11 protein-coding genes are annotated in these 17,838 nt (G+C 65.5%); 10 read left to right on the forward strand and 1 reads right to left on the reverse strand.

The genetic code is table 11. The features are described 5' to 3' along the window. The first annotated feature begins 67 nt into the window (after positions 1–67). From NFG57_RS03900 to NFG57_RS03925, 6 genes are all read left to right on the forward strand, one after another. Complete coding sequence (locus tag NFG57_RS03900; RefSeq protein ID WP_348815415.1) at positions 68–1,825, forward strand: NADH-ubiquinone oxidoreductase-F iron-sulfur binding region domain-containing protein; 1,758 nt, start codon at positions 68–70, stop codon at positions 1,823–1,825. Beyond that, positions 1,825–4,779: a formate dehydrogenase subunit alpha gene (fdhF, locus tag NFG57_RS03905; protein ID WP_348815416.1), complete on the forward strand. Its 2,955-nt coding sequence runs from the start codon at positions 1,825–1,827 to the stop codon at positions 4,777–4,779. The genes NFG57_RS03900 and fdhF overlap by 1 nt, the downstream gene beginning before the upstream one ends. A gap of 180 nt (positions 4,780–4,959) precedes the next feature. After that, positions 4,960–5,235, forward strand: coding sequence for a hypothetical protein (locus NFG57_RS03910; protein WP_045990997.1), 276 nt, complete (start codon positions 4,960–4,962; stop codon positions 5,233–5,235). A gap of 133 nt (positions 5,236–5,368) precedes the next feature. Next, positions 5,369–6,520, forward strand: a complete 1,152-nt coding sequence (locus NFG57_RS03915) for a sugar diacid recognition domain-containing protein (protein ID WP_348815418.1) — start codon at positions 5,369–5,371, stop codon at positions 6,518–6,520. 452 nt (positions 6,521–6,972) lie between these two features. After that, positions 6,973–7,971, forward strand: a complete 999-nt coding sequence (locus NFG57_RS03920) for a hypothetical protein (protein WP_348815419.1) — start codon at positions 6,973–6,975, stop codon at positions 7,969–7,971. Beyond that, entirely contained in the window at positions 7,857–10,373 is a 2,517-nt protein-coding gene (locus NFG57_RS03925; protein ID WP_348815420.1) for an EAL domain-containing protein, read from the forward strand. Before NFG57_RS03920 ends, NFG57_RS03925 begins: the two co-directional genes overlap by 115 nt. Before the next feature lie 237 nt (positions 10,374–10,610). On the opposite strand, the gene NFG57_RS03930 is transcribed toward NFG57_RS03925, so the two are convergent. Next, on the reverse strand, positions 10,611–11,897 hold the full coding sequence (locus NFG57_RS03930; protein ID WP_348815421.1) for an aromatic ring-hydroxylating dioxygenase subunit alpha: 1,287 nt from the start codon (positions 11,895–11,897) through the stop codon (positions 10,611–10,613). Between the two features lie 360 nt (positions 11,898–12,257). Here NFG57_RS03930 and NFG57_RS03935 point away from each other — a divergent pair, with 360 nt between their 5' ends. The 4 genes from NFG57_RS03935 to NFG57_RS03950 all read left to right on the forward strand — a co-directional run bounded on the left by NFG57_RS03935 (position 12,258) and on the right by NFG57_RS03950 (position 17,831). After that, a complete protein-coding gene (locus NFG57_RS03935) occupies positions 12,258–13,364 on the forward strand; it encodes a hybrid-cluster NAD(P)-dependent oxidoreductase (protein WP_348815423.1) in 1,107 nt (368 codons plus the stop codon). Positions 13,365–13,519: 155 nt separating this feature from the next. Next, entirely contained in the window at positions 13,520–14,743 is a 1,224-nt protein-coding gene (locus tag NFG57_RS03940) for a GlxA family transcriptional regulator (RefSeq protein WP_348815424.1), read from the forward strand. A gap of 435 nt (positions 14,744–15,178) precedes the next feature. Beyond that, positions 15,179–16,486, forward strand: coding sequence for a serine hydroxymethyltransferase (gene glyA / locus NFG57_RS03945; RefSeq protein WP_348815425.1), 1,308 nt, complete (start codon positions 15,179–15,181; stop codon positions 16,484–16,486). A 94-nt stretch (positions 16,487–16,580) separates the two neighbouring features. Then, the gene (locus NFG57_RS03950; protein ID WP_108448117.1) at positions 16,581–17,831 is read left to right on the forward strand and encodes a sarcosine oxidase subunit beta family protein; all 1,251 of its coding nucleotides are present in this window, start codon (positions 16,581–16,583) and stop codon (positions 17,829–17,831) included. Positions 17,832–17,838 lie beyond the last annotated feature (7 nt).

A 17,838-nucleotide genomic window follows, 5' to 3' on the forward strand; every position in this document is an offset into this window, starting at 1 on the left:
TGGCAGGGCGCGTCGACCCGGCAAAGTCCGCACCGCCGCCTTACATGGACATAACTAGAGTCAAGCAATGACCGTCGAACCCGATACCACCGTGACTTCCGACGCCAGCCGATCCCGGCGTACCCGGGCGACCCTCAAGGGGCGCCAGACCGATCCCGACCTCCTCGAGGCATTGCGTCGGTTGCTGGGCGATGAACGCAAGCACCCCGAGCTGCGGCGGCGGGATCTCTTGATCGAGCACCTGCACGCTATCCAGGACGCCAATGGTCATCTGGCGCTTGACTGGCTGAGGGCGCTTGCGAGCTACATGACGCTGCCCATGGCGGCGGTCTACGAGACGGCGACCTTTTACGCTCACTTCGATGTGGTGCATGACGGCGAGGCGCCGCCACCCGCACTGACGGTGCGCGTGTGCGACTCGCTGTCCTGTGAACTGGCCGGGGCCGAGCGTCTGGCCGAGGCCCTGAGCAGCGGTCTCGACCCCGAGCAGGTGCGCGTCACCCGCGCCCCCTGCATGGGCCGCTGCGACCTGGCGCCGGTGGTCGAGGTGGGGCACCACCACCTGGGCCACGCCACCCCGCAGGCGGTGGAGGTGCTGGTGGAAACCGGCAAGGTCCACCCCGAGGCGGTGCGGTGGCAGCGCCTCGACGAATATCGCCGAGAGGGCGGCTACGAGCTGCTGCGCGGCTGCCGGGAAGGCCAGGTGACGGTCAATGAGTTGACCTCGATGCTCGAGCGCGCAGGGCTGCGGGGGCTTGGCGGCGCGGGTTTCCCGACCCATCGCAAGTGGCAGAGCGTTCGCGCCGAGCCCGGTCCTCGCTGGTGCGCGGTCAACGCCGACGAAGGTGAACCGGGGACCTTCAAGGATCGCTACTACCTGGAGCGCGCCCCCCACCAGATGCTGGAGGGCGCCCTGGTGGCCTGCTGGGCGGTTGAGGCAGAAGGCGTCTATATCTACCTGCGCGACGAGTATCCCGGCGTCCACCGGGTACTGATCGAGGCCATCGAGGAGCTCGAAGACGCCGGTATCGCGCAGCCGGGCCAGCTTATCCTCAGGCGTGGCGCCGGGGCCTACATCTGCGGCGAAGAGTCGGCGATGATCGAGTCGCTGGAGGGCAAGCCCGGCAAGCCCAGGCATCGTCCGCCGCTGGTCGCCCTCAAGGGCCTGTTCGGCCGGCCTACGCTGGTCAACAACGTCGAGACCCTGTACTGGATACCGGTGCTGTGGCGCGAGGGCGTGGCCATGTACGCCGGTCAGGGCCGGCGCGAGCGCAGCGGCCTGCGCAGTTTTTCGCTGTCCGGGCGGGTGCGGCGGCCTGGTGTCTATCTGGCGCCCGCCGGCATCAGCCTGCGCGAGCTGGTCGACGAGTACGGCGGCGGCATGGCGCCGGGCCATCAGCTGGCCGGCTACCTACCGGGGGGCGCCTCCGGCGGTATCCTGCCTGCCGCCAAGGCGGATATCGCACTGGACTTCGACACCCTCCAGGCCGAGGGCTGCTTTATCGGCTCGGCGGCGGTGATCGTGCTGTCCGATCAGGACGACCTGCGCGCGGTGGCCACCAACCTGCTGGCCTTTTTCGCCGATGAATCCTGCGGTCAGTGCACCCCCTGTCGGGTCGGCAGCGAGAAGATGCTGAGCCTGCTCGAGCGCGATCAATGGGTGGTGGAGGACCTGGAGCGACTGTCCCGGGTGATGCAGGACGCCTCGATCTGTGGCCTGGGACAGGCGGCGCCGAATCCGGTGCTGAGTCTGCTGCGCCACTTCCGCGATGATCTGGGGCGCCACGACATCATCGTCACCGATACCGCCGAGGGAGCGTGCTGATGACCGGATCCCGGAACGCTTTTGTCTCCCACGTCGCTGATGATTCGACGCTTGAGTCCTTCACGCTGACGCTGGATGGTGTCGAAGTGAGCGCCTGGCCCGGCGAGACCCTGTGGCAGGTGGCCAAGCGTGCCGGGGAGACCATACCGCACCTGTGCTTCAAGGACGCCAGCGGCTACCGCGCCGACGGCAACTGTCGCGCCTGCATGGTGGAGATCGAAGGCGAGCGGGTGCTCGCCGCCAGCTGCCTGAGAGAGGCGCGCCCCGAGATGGTGGTCAGAAGCCAGTCGTCCGAGCGCGCCCGGGTCGCCCGCGAGGGCGTGCTGGAGCTGCTGCTCAGCGATCAGCCGCCGCGCGACGATAGCCCGGACCGTGCAAGCCAGCTGTGGCAGATGGCCGATCACCTGGCGGTGGACGCCACCCGCGCCCGCGCACGCTATCCCAGGCGCAGGCCCGACGTCGTGCGTCATGCGCCCGGCGCTCGCCTTCCCGGCCAGTGCCCGCCGATCGCAGATGATGCGAGCGGGGGGCGCCATGCTTCCGCGACAGCAGGCCACGACACCAGCCATCCGGCGATGACGGTCAATCTGGACGCCTGCATCCACTGCACCCTGTGCGTGCGCGCCTGTCGCGAGGTTCAGGTCAATGACGTCATCGGCATGGCCCATCGCGGTGCCGCCAGCAAGGTGGTGTTCGACCTCGATGACGCCATGGGCCAGAGCAGCTGCGTGGGTTGCGGCGAGTGCGTCCAGGCCTGTCCCACCGGCGCCCTGTCGCCGACCAGCCTGATCGATGCCCAGGGCCGTGGTAACAGCGACAGCGCCGAGCGCAAGGTGGACTCGGTGTGTCCATACTGCGGTGTCGGCTGCCAGTTGACCTACCACGTCAAGGAGGACGCCATCCTCTACGTGGAAGGCCGCGACGGCCCGGCTAACCAGGGGCGGCTGTGCGTCAAGGGACGCTTCGGCTTCGACTACGGCCGCCACCCGTCGCGGCTGACCCGGCCGCTGGTGCGGCGCGAGGGCGTGCCCAAGGGCATGGACGAGGGCTTCGATCCCGCCCGGCCACTGAGCCATTTTCGTGAGGCCGACTGGGACGAGGCGCTGGCGCTGGCCGCCGGGGGCCTGACCCGGCTCAAGGCCGACCACGGCCCCAGGGCGCTGGCAGGCTTCGGCAGTGCCAAGTGCTCCAACGAGGAGGCCTGGCTGTTCCAGAAGCTGGTACGCACCGGCTTCGGCTCCAACAACGTCGACCACTGCACCCGGCTGTGTCACGCAAGCTCGGTGGCGGCGCTGATGGAATGCATCGGCTCCGGTGCGGTGACCGCCTCCTTCATGCAGGCGCTGAACGCCGACGTGGTGATCCTCACCGGCTGCAATCCGGCGGTCAATCATCCGGTGGCGGCGACCTTCTTCAAGCAGGCGGCCAAGGGTGGCACCCGGTTCATCATCATCGATCCACGGGGCCAGGCCATGGGCGCCTATGCCCATCGGGTACTGCGCTTCACCCCGGGGGCCGACGTCTCGCTGTTCAACGCCATGCTGAACGTCATCATCGACGAGCAGCTCTTCGATGAGGCCTATATCCGTGAGCACACCGAGGGCTTCGAGCGGCTCAAGGCAGCGGTGCGCGATCAGACGCCGGAGTCGGTGGCCGCGGCCTGTGGCGTGCCCGCCGACGAGATCCGCGCGGCGGCGCGGGAATACGCCAACGCCGAACGGGCGATGATCTTCTGGGGCATGGGGATCTCCCAGCATACCCACGGCACCGACAACGCCCGTTGCCTGATCTCGCTGGCGCTGGCCTGTGGTCACACCGGGCGCCCCGGCACCGGCCTGCATCCGCTGCGTGGCCAGAACAATGTCCAGGGAGCCTCCGATGCCGGCCTGATCCCGATGGTGCTGCCGGACTACCAGCCGGTGTCCGACGCCCAGGTGCGGGCCTCCTTCGAGGAGCTGTGGGGCAACGCCGGCATAAGCAGCGACGGCAGCGGCGACGCCCTGGATCCCGAGCCGGGCCTCACCGTGGTCGAGATCATGGACGCCATCCACGCCGGCACCATCCGCGGCATGTACATTCTGGGCGAGAACCCGGCCATGTCGGACCCGGACCTGACCCACGCTCGTGGTGCGCTGGCAAGCCTCGAACATCTGGTGGTGCAGGACCTGTTCGTCACCGAGACGGCGCAGTTCGCCGACGTCATCCTGCCGGCCTCGAGCTGGCCGGAAAAGGACGGTACCGTGACCAACACCAACCGTCAGGTGCAGCTAGGGCGCCAGGCGCTGCCGCTGCCCGGTGATGCGCGGCCGGACTGGTGGATCATCCAGGAGATGGCGCGGCGCTTCGGCCTCGACTGGGACTATGGCCACCCGCGCGAGGTCTACGCCGAGATGCAGAAGGGGATGGCCTCGCTGAACCATATCGACTGGGAGCGACTCGAGCGCGAAGGCGCGGTCACCTATCCCTGCCTGGCGGAAGGGGCGCCGGGCGAAGACGTGGTGTTCTCCGAGGCCTTCCCCACGGCGAGCGGCAAGGCGCGCTTCTCGCCGGCGCTGCCGCTGCCGCCCGATGAACCCATCGACCGTGACTACCCGACGGTGCTGTCCACCGGACGCCAGCTTGAGCATTGGCACACCGGTTCGATGACCCGCCGGGCCCAGGTACTCGACGACCTGGAGCCCGAGGCGGTGGCCAGCCTGTCGGTGGGGGAGCTCACCCGGCTGGGTGTGCACCCGGGAGAGCGGGTGACCATCACCACCCGGCGTGGCGCCATCACCCTGGTGGCGCGGCTCGACGACGGCATGCCCGACGGCATGGTGTTCGTACCCTTCTGCTATGTGGAGGCGGCGGTGAATCTGCTGACCAATCCGGCGCTGGACCCCTACGGCAAGATTCCGGAGTTCAAGTATGCCGCCTGTCGCTTGAGTCGCGCCGAGCCGGCCCAGGTCACCTAGGCGCTGTCCGAAAAGTCGACGAGCGAAGGTTAGACAAGGCAAAAATCGGTGAGAAAGCGCAGTTTACGGGGTGTAAATGAGCATTTTGATCCGATTTTTAACGCCGTATTACCGAGCGCAGGCACTTTTCAGACAAGCCCTAATCTGAACGTAAGACACAGCAACAAGGAGTCACCCACCATGATGATTGCCGAGCTGATCGACGGTCGTGACTTTCGTGATCGGCTGTTGGCGCTGGGAGTGCGCCTGCCCGAGGATGCCTGCCCGGAGACCTGCGCCAGGATGGCCAGGCTCAAGGCTCGTGAGGTCGGCCTGCCCGGCCTTGCGGCGCTGGTGCGCGAATTGATGGACAAGCAGGAGGTGCTGTTGCCGTCGGTCCATCAGGCGATCCAGGCCCACCTGCTGGGGCTCGATGATAACGGCGAATCCAGGGCTGCAGGGAAGGGCTCAGCCTAGGGCGCCTAGCCTAGGGCGCCGACTGTGGTGCCGTCTATGGCTCAGCCTGGGGCGCAGGCTAGACCGCCGGCTTGCAGCCGCTCAGTCGCAAGGCGAAGATGGCGTTTCTTCGCCAGCGGCGGCAGGTGGCCCCATGATTCTAAGCGCTGAGCTCGCACAGCAGATCATCGACAAGACCCAGGATATTCTCGACGCCAACATCAACGTGATGGACGCGCGCGGGGTGATCATCGCCAGCGGTGATCACTCGCGTCTGGGTACCCTGCATGATGGCGCAATGCTGGCGCTTCAGCGTGGCAATGGACTCGAGATATCCGAGCATGACGTCGATGCTTTCAAGGGAGCTCGGCCGGGCATCAATCTGCTGCTTCAGTGCGCCGGCGAGACCGTGGGGGTGCTCGGTATCACCGGTCCGCCATCGCAGGTACGTCAGGCGGCGCGGCTGGTCAAGGTGACCGCCGAGATGCTGGTCGAACAGGCCGACATGCTGAGTCAGCTTGAGTGGGCCAAGCGCCACCGGGAAGGTTTTATCCTGTCATGGGTCAACGCTGAGCTTTCTTCCGAGCAACTTCATGACTGGGCCGAGCGACTAGGGATCGACGTCGCCTGTCGACGACTGGCGGTGCTGATCGAACTGGACAGAGGATCGCCCAGCGCAGATCTGGACGCCATGCAGCGATTGATGGACCTTCTGGCCCACGACAGCCTGGTCACCCAGGTGTCACCCCATCGCGCTCTGGTGCTCCAGCCGGTGATGGATCAGGCTGGACAGCGCAGGCAGGGCGCACACCCAGGCCCCGACGGGGCTATCGAAGCCCTGCTGGCGCGACTGGCACGCCACGATATTCACGGGGTCAAGGTCGCCGTCGGGCGTGCCTTCGATGCACCCGGCCACCTCCACCTGTCCTACGAGAGCGCCCGGCAGGTACTGGCGATCGGCAAGCGCCAGTTTCCCGAGCGAATGACCTATCACTACGACGAGCTGCGCCTTCCGGTGCTGCTGTCGCCACTGAACGATGGCTGGCAAGGCGAGCAGTTGCGCGAGGCGGTCGAGCGCATCCGTGGCGCCGACAGCCATGGGCGTCTGCTCAAGACCCTGGCAATGCTGATCGAGCACGAGGGCAACCTGAGTCGCTGCGCCGATGCCCTGCATGTCCATCGCAACACTCTGCGCTATCGGCTGGATCGCATCCACGAGATTACCGGTATTTCTCCCCATCGCTTCACCGGCCTGGTGGAGCTTTTCCTGGGTCTGGAGCTGTCGTCCGGCGACGGCGCTCATTGAAACCCACAGGCTGATCTTTCTTGCTGGCGGCGAGCGGTGGCTTGCGGGCTTGTGCCTCGATGCTGTCAGTCATCATGTCGCAGGGGGCATCGGGCCTGCTGGTGTGTCTGCAGGTAGGGTGGCGGTTGCCACAAAGCCAGCCGTCAGGGCTTGCCTGCCATAAGAATGTGAAGCCACGGCGCTTAGCTTGTGGCTTTTTTCTTACATTAAATTACGAATTAGTTACTGAGAGTCGTAGCGACATTTTGTGCAGGATAATTAGCAGGGAGACAAATCTGTGCAGCTTTCCCCTGAGGCGGGCTGATCTAAGGCGTTCGCCCAGGAGGCTTGCGCCGCCCATCTGGACGCTCCTTCACCACTGAGGCCGGCCGATGAGTGACTGGAAGTCCGAGGAAGAGCGGAGTCTGGGCTTTCCGCCACTGCTGCTGGTGGTGCTGACCTTCGGGGCCCTGATGGCCCTGCATACCCTGTTCGCCTCCTCCTCTTCCTCGTTGTTCCTGTTCGATCTTCTGACTTTCAGCCGTTGGGGCGCGGTGGCGTCGTTGCTGGCGACGCTCGGTATTCTGGCGCTGGTTATCGGCTGTGATCGTGGCAGGCGGCTGGCCTCGTTGGCGCTGCTGGGGTACAGCCTGGGACAAGGGCTATGGCTGCTTGATCAAGTCAATCGTCAGGTGAGCCTCGAGGCGCTGCCGGCAATGTCGTTGCTGCTGATGCTGCTGTTCGCCTTCTGTCTGTGGCACGGTCGAGGCGTCGGGCGCAGGCGCTACGCGGCCCTGGGAATCGTGTGCATGGTGGCTGGTACGCTGGGATTTTCGATCCTGTGGACAACGGAGGATGCCCCTCGTTGGCGCCTTATATTGTTCGAGTCCCGGCCGCTTGGAACCGTCATGGTGTTTACCTATGGCGTCATCTTCTGGCTGTTCGCCCGCCAGCGCAGCTTGAACTTGCGACGGCTGGCGCCCAGGGTGATCAAGGTCGGGCTCATCGGCACCAGTCTCAGCATGCTGGTGGGCTTTGGGGGTTATCATCTCTATTCGCTCGATCTGAAACAGGATCTGAGCACGCAGCTGGATACCTTGAGTGAGCGCATCGCCAATTGGGAAGAACGCTACCGCCTGGGCTGGAGCGAATGGAGCCTTCCACTGACCCAGGCAGGAGGGTCGCCGGAACCCACCGGTCCCGCAGCCCGGGGAGAGGTGCTTGCCTACGTCTGGTGGCAGGACAAGGCGCATTGCGCTGGAACCCCGCTGACGGTGGTGGGGCGACGTCTCGACTCGAAGAAATGCTGGCGTTGCACGAGGTTCGAAGTTGGCTCGAACAGCGTCAGAACGAGGCCATGCGCTGGTGGATTCCGGGCAAAGGCGCGGCGCTGCTGGAGGTCAACAGCTTCGGTGCTGCGGGCCCCCGGCTGGTCGTACTGGTCGACACGACGCTGTGGCTTGAGCATATGAGTGAAGGACTGACGGCGAACCTGTCGCTGTTGGGGCTCCGCCCGGCAGAGGCGTTGGATCATGGTGCCCGCGAGGTCTGGGTCGAGCGCGGCAGGCTGGCCGGCGTAATGCGAGACGATATTGCCCTGGCTGGCGGCACGCTGCTGCGGGTTCAGGCATCGAAGCCGCTGTCGCTCAAGTGGGTGCTATTGCCGGCGCTGTTGCTGGCGTTGGGCCTTTTTGTCACCTATCAACTGATGACCTGGATTGCGCTGGCGCGATTGCGTAGAGAGCAGGCGATTTCGCTGGCGACGCGTGAACAGGAGTTTCATTCCCTGTTCGGACTACACCCCGTGCCGATGCTGCAGGTTCGACGTTCGGGCCTGATCGGTGCGCTCAACGACTCTGCCACGGAAGCTCTGGGTGACAGCGCAGGGGAGGCTATCGCTCGACCCTTCACCGAGGTAGCCAGTCGACTGCTGGGATGCGGTGATGCGCCCGATGAATTGATGAAGCACTTCGACAATGTCATGACCGGGCGACAGCGGTCCGTGGTGTTCGAGTGCTCGATCGCGGATTCTACCTTCAGGATACGCCTGCAGCAGGTCCGGGTGGGGGTGGCCTGTGTGGGCCTTTTCGCCAGTTTCGCCGACATCAGTCTGCGTCAGCAGGAGCAAGCCAGGCTGTCGATCATGGAGCACTGTCTCAGGGAGAGCAGCAATGGGGTCGTGATCTTCGACGCCCAGTCCAGGGGCTGCCCCGTGATGTATGCCAACGCTGCTCTGTGCCGCATGCTGGATGCTTCGGCATCCTCGGTGACCGGACTGCTGGCGAGTGAGCTTGCCAGGACCATGTGTCTGGACCCGGTGACCGAAGCCGAGATCTGTCACTGGATGAAGACCCAGCAGCCGGGCTCGGTCACTGCGCTGGCCAGCCAGGGAGGAGGAGGCGGTCGCTGGTACGACCTGACGCTCTCGCCGGTGCATGCGCTCCGCGAAGGGGTAAGTCACTACATCGGCATCGTCGATGACGTCAGTCAGCGCAAGGTTCAGGAAGAGATGCTGGCCCACCAGGCCACCCACGACGCCCTGACTGGTCTGCCCAATCGCACCCTGCTGGCCGACCGACTGGAGCACGACGTAGCCCTGGCGACACGTCATCGGCAGGGGCTGGCGGTGCTGTTCATCGATCTGGATGCGTTCAAGCCGATCAACGATAGCCTGGGGCATGAGGTCGGTGATCGCGTGCTGATACAGGTCGCCAAACGCCTGAGCCGAGGGCAGCGACGCTCGGATACCCTGGCGCGTCTGGGCGGGGACGAATTCGTGCTGGTGCTGGTGGATATCGGTGGCAAGGACAAGGCCATCGCGGTGGCCGAGCGTCTGCTGAACCAGTTGCGTGAACCCTGCCGCGTCGACGGCTTCCAGCTGCAGATATCCGCGAGTATCGGGATCGCCTTGCTGGACACCGGGACCACCCTGTCGCCACAACGGCTGATCCAGCAGGCCGATCTGGCCATGTACCAGGCCAAGCAACGCGGGCGAAACCAGTATCAGTTGTTCACACGCACCCTCGACGGTGTCCCCGGGCGTCATGTGACCCTGCGCAACGCGCTGCGTATTGCCATGGAACAGCAGCGGCTGCAGTTGTTCTATCAGCCCCAGGTGGATGGCGAGGGCAGGATCACCGGTCTGGAGGCGCTGATACGCTGGTCCCATCCCGAATTCGGCTGGGTACCGCCGTCGGAGTTCATTCCACTGGCCGAAGAAACCGGCCAGATCATCGATCTGGGGCGCTGGGTGATGCGCAGGGCCTGCTACGACGCCAAGCGCCTGTGGCGAAGTGGACTCAAGCCGGGGCGAGTGGCGGTGAACCTGTCACCGCTGGAATTTCATCGCATGGATTTTCTATCGAGCGTGTGCCAGACGCTGGATCAGACCCACCTGCATGCCGAGTGTCTGGAGCTGGAAATCACCGAAGGCATGTTGCTGGATGACCAGGAACGCGTGGCACGTACACTGAGGGCCCTGGCGGCCCGCGGGGTCACCACGGCGATCGATGACTTCGGCAAGGGATACTCGAGCTTCGATTACCTCAAGTCCCTGCCCATCGACAAGATCAAGATCGATCGTGGTTTTGTCGCCCAGTGCCTGGACAGTGAACGAGATATCGCGGTCTGTCGCAGCGTGATCACCCTGGCCCAGGAGTTGGGCCTCGAGGCGCTGGCAGAAGGGGTCGAGACACCGCATCAATGTGCCGCCCTGAAGGACCTGGGCTGCACCACCTTCCAGGGCTATCTGTTCTCTCGACCGGTGCCTTTCCGGGAGCTTGCCGGCCTGCTGCGTCGCCCCCATCTGGCGCCGCAGCAGGAGGTCCCAATGGATCGGCAGGACTTGATTGGGGCGGAAGCGCGCCGACGCTGAGCGACCGCCGAGTCCTGAAATCCGCCCAGGTGTCGTCTTGAAGACGACACCAGGGCTGGCTTCAGGGCAAGCGATGACGGCAGGCTGTTTCAGCAGGCTATGTCAACAGGCTATGTCAGCGGGCTATGTCAGCAGGTCGAGACACCAGGCCGTGACAGAGACACCCCCAGGGGACCGCAATGTCGACGAGCGCAGGGACTTTTCCGCCAGCGCCTAGCCGCTGGCCAGGCTCAGCGCCTAGCCGCTGGCCAGGCTCAGCGCCGGGCTGCTGCCCAGGTTGGCTGCCAAGGTGGTGCGGTACCAGTCGATAAAGTCGATCACCCCGTATTCGTAGGTGGGGGAGTAGGGGCCGGGGCGATAGGCCAGGGAGTTGATGCCGCGCTGGTTCTCTTCGGCAAGCCTTCGGTCCTGGGCGTTGGTGGCGTCCCATACCCGGCTCAGGTTCTCGACGTCGTAGTCGACACCCTCCACCGCATCCTTGTGGACCAGCCATTTGGTGGTGACCTGGGTGCGCTGGGGACCCAGTGGCAGCACCCGGAACACTGCGGCGTGGTCGCCGACAAAGTGATTCCAGCTATTGGGCAGATGCAGGATGCGCAGGGAGCCCATGTCCTCGATGCCCTGATGGGTCAGCGGTCGGCGGCAGGCGGCCCTGCCGTCCATGGTCATGGACACGGTGCCCTCGACCAGCGGGGTGCGGGTCAGACGATTGCGCTTGCCTCCCGCCCAGCTCATCTTCCAGGGGATGCCGAGGCCGTCCCATTCCTGCTGCTTGCGCGCCACCAGGCTGCGGTATTCCGGCGTGGCACGGGGGTCCTCGGTGTCGTCAAACTCGTAGAGCGACTTGATCAGCTCCGGGTGAGAGCCGTTGCAGTGGTAGCACTCGCGGTTGTTCTCGAGCACCAGCTTCCAGTTGGCCTGCTCCTCGATGGTGGTGGTCACGGCCACCTTGAGGTTGGCCATGTCGTAGAAGCTCAGGTAGCTGTCGAAGATGGTCTTGAGGTCGCTCACGTCCGGCGGATTCTCGGCGAGGCTGACGAACAGGTAGCCGCCGGCTTCGGTCAGCGCGACCGGGGCGAGTCCGTAGTCCTCGAGTTGAAAGTCCTCGCCCATCTCGGTGCCGGCGAACAGCAGGCGTCCGTCCAGCTCGTAGGTCCACTGATGGTAGGGGCACACCAGCTTGGCCAGCTTGCCCTTTTCGGTGGAGCACAGGCGAGATCCGCGATGGCGGCAGGTGTTGTGGAAGGCGTGAATGGCGTCGCCATCGCCGCGCACGATGACCACCGGATTATGGCCGATGTCGAGGGTGATGAAGTTGCCCTTGGCGGGAATCTCGCAGCTCATGCCGGCGAAGATCCACTCGCGCTCGAAGATGGTCTGCATGTCGAGCTGGAACAGTCGTTCATCGTTGTAGAACGGCTGCGGCAACGAGAAGCCGTAGGGGTGGTGTGACATCGTCTCCAGGGCGAAACGACGGGCGTCCCCCAGGGGATCCTCCAGATTGAGATGGGCGATGGGCTCCATGGTGCACTCCTCGTGATGCGATAGATGCGGTGTCGATGGGCGCGGTGGCCCATGGCAAGGGGCGCCGCTATGGATCAGGGGAAAGCATTAGCGGCGCTATCAGCTGGCGTGCGTCGCGGTTGTCATGCTGCGCAGTCTGGGGCAAGGGGGATGACCCTGGGTATCTGGCGGCGACACCAGATGATGCCGTTGCGACCTCTTTGTCGCTGCAGCGAGCGTGGCCGGAGGATTCGAGTATGCTGATGTCGCGATCAGACAAGTGGCGCGCGAGGCGCGAGGGGCAGAATGCGCTCAATGACCAGGCCTCGAACGAGGTTCGGGGCCTGGGTGACCCGCCGACTGTCTGCGAGCGAAACCGCCATGGTGACGAATTTTCTCAATCCGGTGACCACCCAGACGTGGGCCAATGGCCGCCACGTCGTGCGCTGCGTCAAGGTCATCCAGGAGACCTGGGACGTCCGAACCTTCTGCTTCATGGCCGAGCAGCCGGTGATGTTCTTCTTCAAGCCGGGGCAGTTCGTCACTCTGGAGCTCGAGATCGACGGTGAGTGCGTCTTCCGCTCCTATACCATCGCCAGTTCACCTTCCATCCCCTACAGCTTCTCGATCACCGTCAAGCGGGTGCCGGGGGGGCGCGTCTCCAACTGGCTGCATGACCAGATGGACGTGGGCCACGAACTGGCGGTGCACGGTCCGGTGGGGGACTTCAACTGCATCGACCACACCGCCGACAAGGTGCTGATGCTCTCCGGCGGTGTCGGCATCACGCCGCTGATGTCGATGACCCGCTGGTTCTTCGATACCAATGCTGCGGTGGACCTGGCCTTTATCCATTGCGCCAGGACCCCCAGGGACATCATCTTTCACCGTGAGCTTGAGCATATCTTCTCGCGGATTCCCGAGTTCCGGCTGAATATCGTGTGTGAGCGGGACAACGAGCTGAACCAGGCCTGGTCGGGTTTCCGCGGCTTCCTGTCGGAGCCCATGCTGGAGCTGATGGCGCCTGATTTTCTGGAGCGAGAGGTCTTCTGCTGCGGGCCCACGCCCTTCATGTCGGCGGTCAGGCGTCTGTTGACCCAGCGTGGCTTCGACATGAGTCGCTACCACGAGGAATCCTTCGGTGCCACGCCGGTCGACGTCCAGGAAGACGTCCACGAGCTGGCGGAGCAGGCCGAGGCAGAGGCCGAGGAGCTCGTGGCGGCCGACATGCACTGTGTCGAATTCGCCTCGGCGGGCAAGAGCGTACGCATCCAGCCGGGCGAGACCGTGCACGCCGCGGCCTCAAAGCTCGGACTGCATATTCCCAAGGCCTGCGGCATGGGCATCTGCGGCACCTGCCGGGTGCCGCTGGTCGCCGGTGAGGTGGACATGGAACACAACGGTGGCATCACCGACGAGGACGTGGCCGAGGGCTTCATCCTGTCCTGCTGCAGTCGACCCAGGGGTAACGTCACGGTGGACTGGTAGCGGCGGTGGCTCCCGGCGGAGGCGGGTCGTAGGCCACCCAGCGCGGCAGAGGTGTAACCGTCCGGTGCAGGTGACTCCGTATGGCGTTGATAAATAGGAGGGCGGTGAGAAATTCGGTTAGGCTGGAGTCTGATTTTTGCTGGTATTCGGACGCCATGCCATCCTCGCCCCTGCACCCGCTCCATCCATCACGGCCATCGCCGGCACCAGCGTCAGCACAGCAAGGGCACGCCGATGTCTTTGGCGGCGAGCCGCTCACGCCGGCGCTGTCGGTGGGCTTTGTGTTGCTGTCGCGCTTTACCCTGCTGCCCTTTGCTGCCTTCGTCGACTGCCTGCGGCTGGCGTCCGACGAGGGCGATCGCAGTCGTCAGCTACGTTGCCGCTGGCGCTTTCTGTCAGAGGATGGCGCCGAGGTTGCGTCAAGCTGTGGTGCGGTGATCTCACCCTGCGAGCCGATAGGGGGGCGTCATGGGCAGCCTTTCTGTGATCCCCGCCAGTTCGACTACCTGGTGGTTATCGGCGGGGTGCTGGGGGAAGGCGAGGAAGCTGATCGCCTTGAACGATATAGCCCTGAGCGAACGGGCCCTGAACGACGGGCTCTCGAGCGAAACCGCCCCGAGCGAGATGGCGGCACCCTCGACTATCTGCGCCATGCGGCAGCGCTGGGCGTGCCGCTGGTGGGGGTGTGCACCGGGGTCTACTCGCTGATCCAGGCCGGTGTGATGGAGGGGCGGCGTTGCTGCGTCAGCTGGTACCACCACCTGGATCTGACCCGGCGTTTTCCCGCCGTCAGCGCGGTGGCCGACCGCCTCTATGTCGACGATGGCGACCGCTTGACCTGTGCCGGTGGTGCGGCGGCGGCGGACCTGGCCGCCTATCTGGTGGAGCGCCACCTGGGACGCGCCTGGGCACGCAAGAGCCTGCATATCATGCTGCTGGACGGCCACCGAAGCGGCGACCACTCCCAGCCCCAGCCGGTGGTCTTCGATCGCATCGAGGACCGCATCGTGCGTCGTGCCGTGGCGATTCTCGAGCAGCATCTGGGCGAGCCGCTGTCGGTGGATGAGCTGGCGACGCGCGCCGGCGCCTCGCGTCGGGGGCTCGAGCGCAAGTTTCGCCAGGCCTTCGGTGTCGGCCCGCAGAAGTTCGCCCGTGACCTGCGCCTGCGCTACGGTCTGTGGCTTCTGTACTTCACCGACCATAGCGTCACCGAGATCGGCGAGCGCTGCGGTTTCGCCGACACCGCCCACTTTTCCCGCCACTTCCGCAGCGCCTTCGGACAGTCACCTTCGCGCCTGCGTCGCGATCCCGTCGGTCGCGAGGAGGCCGGCGTCGATCCCTTCTTCCTGCATGTCGGTGCACGTCTGGGGCATCGCTGAGCGCGCCCCGCTGGCGCAATTGCCCCTGATATTGCTCCTGATAGTGCCGCTGATAGCTCCCCCGATCGTGCCGCTGGCAACGTCATCCAAGCGCTCTTCCACGGCGCTCGGCTCATGCCTTCGTCCAACAAAGCTGTCGCATTTGTTCAAGTTCTGAAGGAGCCGCTCGGCTTCAATGACCTTATCCCGCCGGGCACCTGCGTTCGTCTGGGCCGGCCTCTGCCTGTATGGGCCCGTCTGAGCCCGTCTGGGCCGGCCCGGGCAGCGTCGATGTCCCTGACGGCGACGCCGATGTCGTTTCCAGAATGTCGGCGCCGGGATAGCGGCTTACCTTGGAGGCGGGGGACTGCCCGTCTTCGTCAGCCATCACAACGACAACATCGACCAGGCGAAAGCGGCCGCGAAGAGGCGCTTCGCCATTACCGGAGATACCCCATGCCAAGCGCTCATCTGTCCAGCTCGTCACTGTCCCGGTTCGATCCGCAGATCGCCGAGGCCATCGCCGACGAGGTCGTTCGCCAGCAGGATCATGTGGAGCTGATCGCCTCCGAGAACTACGCAAGTCCGGCGGTGATGGAGGCCCAGGGCACCCAGCTGACCAACAAGTACGCCGAGGGCTATCCCGGCAAGCGCTACTATGGCGGCTGCGAGCACGTCGACGTGGTCGAGCGTCTGGCCATCGAGCGGGCCTGCGCGCTGTTCAGCGCCGACTACGCCAACGTGCAGCCCCACAGCGGCGCCCAGGCCAATGCCGCCGCCTTCATGGCGCTGGTGTCCCCCGGCGATACCGTGCTCGGCATGAGTCTGGCTCACGGCGGTCACCTGACCCATGGCGCGGCACCGAACTTCTCCGGCAAGCACTACCACGCGGTGCAGTATGGTCTGGACGAGGCCTCCGGCCAGATCGACTACGCCGAGGTCGAGCGACTGGCCAGGGAGCATCGCCCCAAGTTGATCGTCGCCGGCTTCTCGGCCTACTCCCAGGTGGTCGACTGGCGCCGCTTTCGCGCCATCGCCGACAGCGTCGGCGCCTGGCTGCTGGTGGACATGGCCCACGTCGCCGGTCTGGTGGCGGCCGGGCTCTATCCAAGCCCGCTGCCCCACGCCCACGTGGTCACCACCACCACCCACAAGACCCTGCGCGGGCCGCGCGGTGGCCTGATCCTGTCCGCCAGCGGTGACGAGGCGCTGTACAAGAAGCTCAACGGCGCGGTCTTCCCCGGCCAGCAGGGCGGCCCCCTGATGCATGTCATCGCGGCCAAGGCGGTGGCCTTCCGCGAGGCCATGAACCAGGACTTCGTGCGCTACCAGGAGCGGGTCATCGTCAATGCCAAGGCCATGGCCGGGACCTTTCTCGAGCGCGGCTACGACGTGGTCTCCGGCGGCACCGAAGACCATCTGTTTCTGGTCTCGCTGATTCGCCAGGGGATCACCGGCAAGGACGCCGACGCGGCCCTGGGTCGCTCGCACATCACCGTCAACAAGAACGCGGTACCGGGAGACCCGCAGAGCCCCTTCGTCACCTCGGGCCTGCGCATCGGGACCCCGGCGGTGACCACCCGCGGCTTCGATGCCGAAGAGTGCGAGCGGCTTGCCGGCTGGATCTGCGATGTGCTGGACGTGCTGGCCCGTGGCGAGGACACCGCCGCCATCGAGGCCGACGTACGCCAGCGGGTCGGCGAGCTATGCGCGCGCCACCCGGTCTATCCGACCCCTCGGCAAGCCGCCGCCGAGCCGGCCTGATCGGCATGATGCCCCCCCGGCGGTCGTGACGCACGGTGCGACCGCCCAGGCACTTTTCAGACACGCTCTAGCCCAGAGTTTTGAGGGACACCCTATGCAACGCTACTCCGGATTCGCGCTGGCCCGCCACGCCCTGAGTCACCACGAGAACTGGCAGCGCCAGTGGCGCAACCCGACCCCCAAGGCCGCCTACGACGTGATCATCGTCGGTGGTGGTGGCCACGGCCTGGCCACCGCCTACTACCTGGCCAAGGAATTTGGCGTGCGCAATGTCGCGGTGATCGAGAAGGGCTGGCTGGGCGGCGGCAACACCGCCCGCAACACCACCATCGTGCGTTCCAACTATCTGTGGGATGAGGCTGCCGCGCTCTATGAGCACTCGATGAAGCTGTGGGAAGGGCTGTCCCGGGATCTCAACTACAACGTGATGTTCTCCCAGCGTGGCGTGCTCAATCTTGGCCATACCCTGCAGGACATGCGCGACATCCAGCGCAGGGTCAACGCCAACCGGCTCAACGGCATCGACGGTGAGGTGCTCGACGCCAGGGGCGTGCAGGAGATCGTGCCGATCCTCGACTGCTCGAAGAACGCGCGCTACCCGGTGATGGGGGCCTCCTGGCAGCCCCGCGCCGGGGTCGCCCGCCACGACGCCGTGGCCTGGGGCTACGCCCGAGGTGCCGATGCCCTCGGCGTCGACATCCTGCAGCAGACCGAGGTGACCGGGTTCAAGATCCGTGACGGCCGCATCCTTGGGGTGCACACCAATCGCGGCGATATCGAGGCTCGCACCGTGGGCTGCGTGACCGCCGGCAACTCCGGGGTGATGGCCTCGCTGGCGGGGCTGCGCCTGCCGCTGGAGAGCCACCCGCTGCAGGCGCTGGTGTCAGAGCCGCTCAAGCCGGTGCTCGATACCGTGGTGATGTCCAACCACGTGCACGGCTATATCAGCCAGTCCGACAAGGGCGACCTGGTCATCGGCGCGGGCATCGACGGCTACAACGGCTACGGCCAGCGTGGCAGCTACGCCACCGTCGAGCACACCCTGCAGGCCATCGTCGAGATGTTCCCGATCTTCTCGCGGGTGCGCATGAACCGGCAGTGGGGCGGCATCGTCGATACCTGCCCGGACGCCTGTCCGATCCTGTCGAAGACCCGGATCGAGGGGCTCTACTTCAACTGCGGCTGGGGCACCGGTGGCTTCAAGGCGACCCCCGGTTCCGGGCATGTGTTCGCGGCGAGCCTGGCCAAGGGCGAGATGCATCCGCTGGCTGCCCCCTTCTCGATCGACCGCTTCCACAGCGGCGCGCTGATCGACGAACACGGCGCCGCCGGTGTCGCCCACTGATTCAGGA

The sequence above is a fragment of the Halomonas sp. H10-59 genome, assembly GCF_040070555.1.
In the GTDB taxonomy this organism is placed as follows: Bacteria; Pseudomonadota; Gammaproteobacteria; order Pseudomonadales; family Halomonadaceae; genus Halomonas; species Halomonas litopenaei.

What these genes read in the sequence shown, in the direction of transcription:
- glyA (WP_348815425.1), top strand. Translation starts at nt 15,179, where the DNA reads ATGCCAAGCGCTCATCTGTCCAGCTCGTCACTGTCCCGGTTCGATCCG.
- NFG57_RS03940 (WP_348815424.1), top strand. Translation starts at nt 13,520, where the DNA reads ATGCCATCCTCGCCCCTGCACCCGCTCCATCCATCACGGCCATCGCCG.
- NFG57_RS03900 (WP_348815415.1), top strand. Translation starts at nt 68, where the DNA reads ATGACCGTCGAACCCGATACCACCGTGACTTCCGACGCCAGCCGATCC.
- NFG57_RS03920 (WP_348815419.1), top strand. Translation starts at nt 6,973, where the DNA reads ATGGCCCTGCATACCCTGTTCGCCTCCTCCTCTTCCTCGTTGTTCCTG.
- NFG57_RS03930 (WP_348815421.1), bottom strand. Translation starts at nt 11,897, where the DNA reads ATGGAGCCCATCGCCCATCTCAATCTGGAGGATCCCCTGGGGGACGCC.
- NFG57_RS03915 (WP_348815418.1), top strand. Translation starts at nt 5,369, where the DNA reads ATGATTCTAAGCGCTGAGCTCGCACAGCAGATCATCGACAAGACCCAG.
- NFG57_RS03950 (WP_108448117.1), top strand. Translation starts at nt 16,581, where the DNA reads ATGCAACGCTACTCCGGATTCGCGCTGGCCCGCCACGCCCTGAGTCAC.
- NFG57_RS03935 (WP_348815423.1), top strand. Translation starts at nt 12,258, where the DNA reads ATGGTGACGAATTTTCTCAATCCGGTGACCACCCAGACGTGGGCCAAT.
- fdhF (WP_348815416.1), top strand. Translation starts at nt 1,825, where the DNA reads ATGACCGGATCCCGGAACGCTTTTGTCTCCCACGTCGCTGATGATTCG.
- NFG57_RS03910 (WP_045990997.1), top strand. Translation starts at nt 4,960, where the DNA reads ATGATGATTGCCGAGCTGATCGACGGTCGTGACTTTCGTGATCGGCTG.
- NFG57_RS03925 (WP_348815420.1), top strand. Translation starts at nt 7,857, where the DNA reads ATGCGCTGGTGGATTCCGGGCAAAGGCGCGGCGCTGCTGGAGGTCAAC.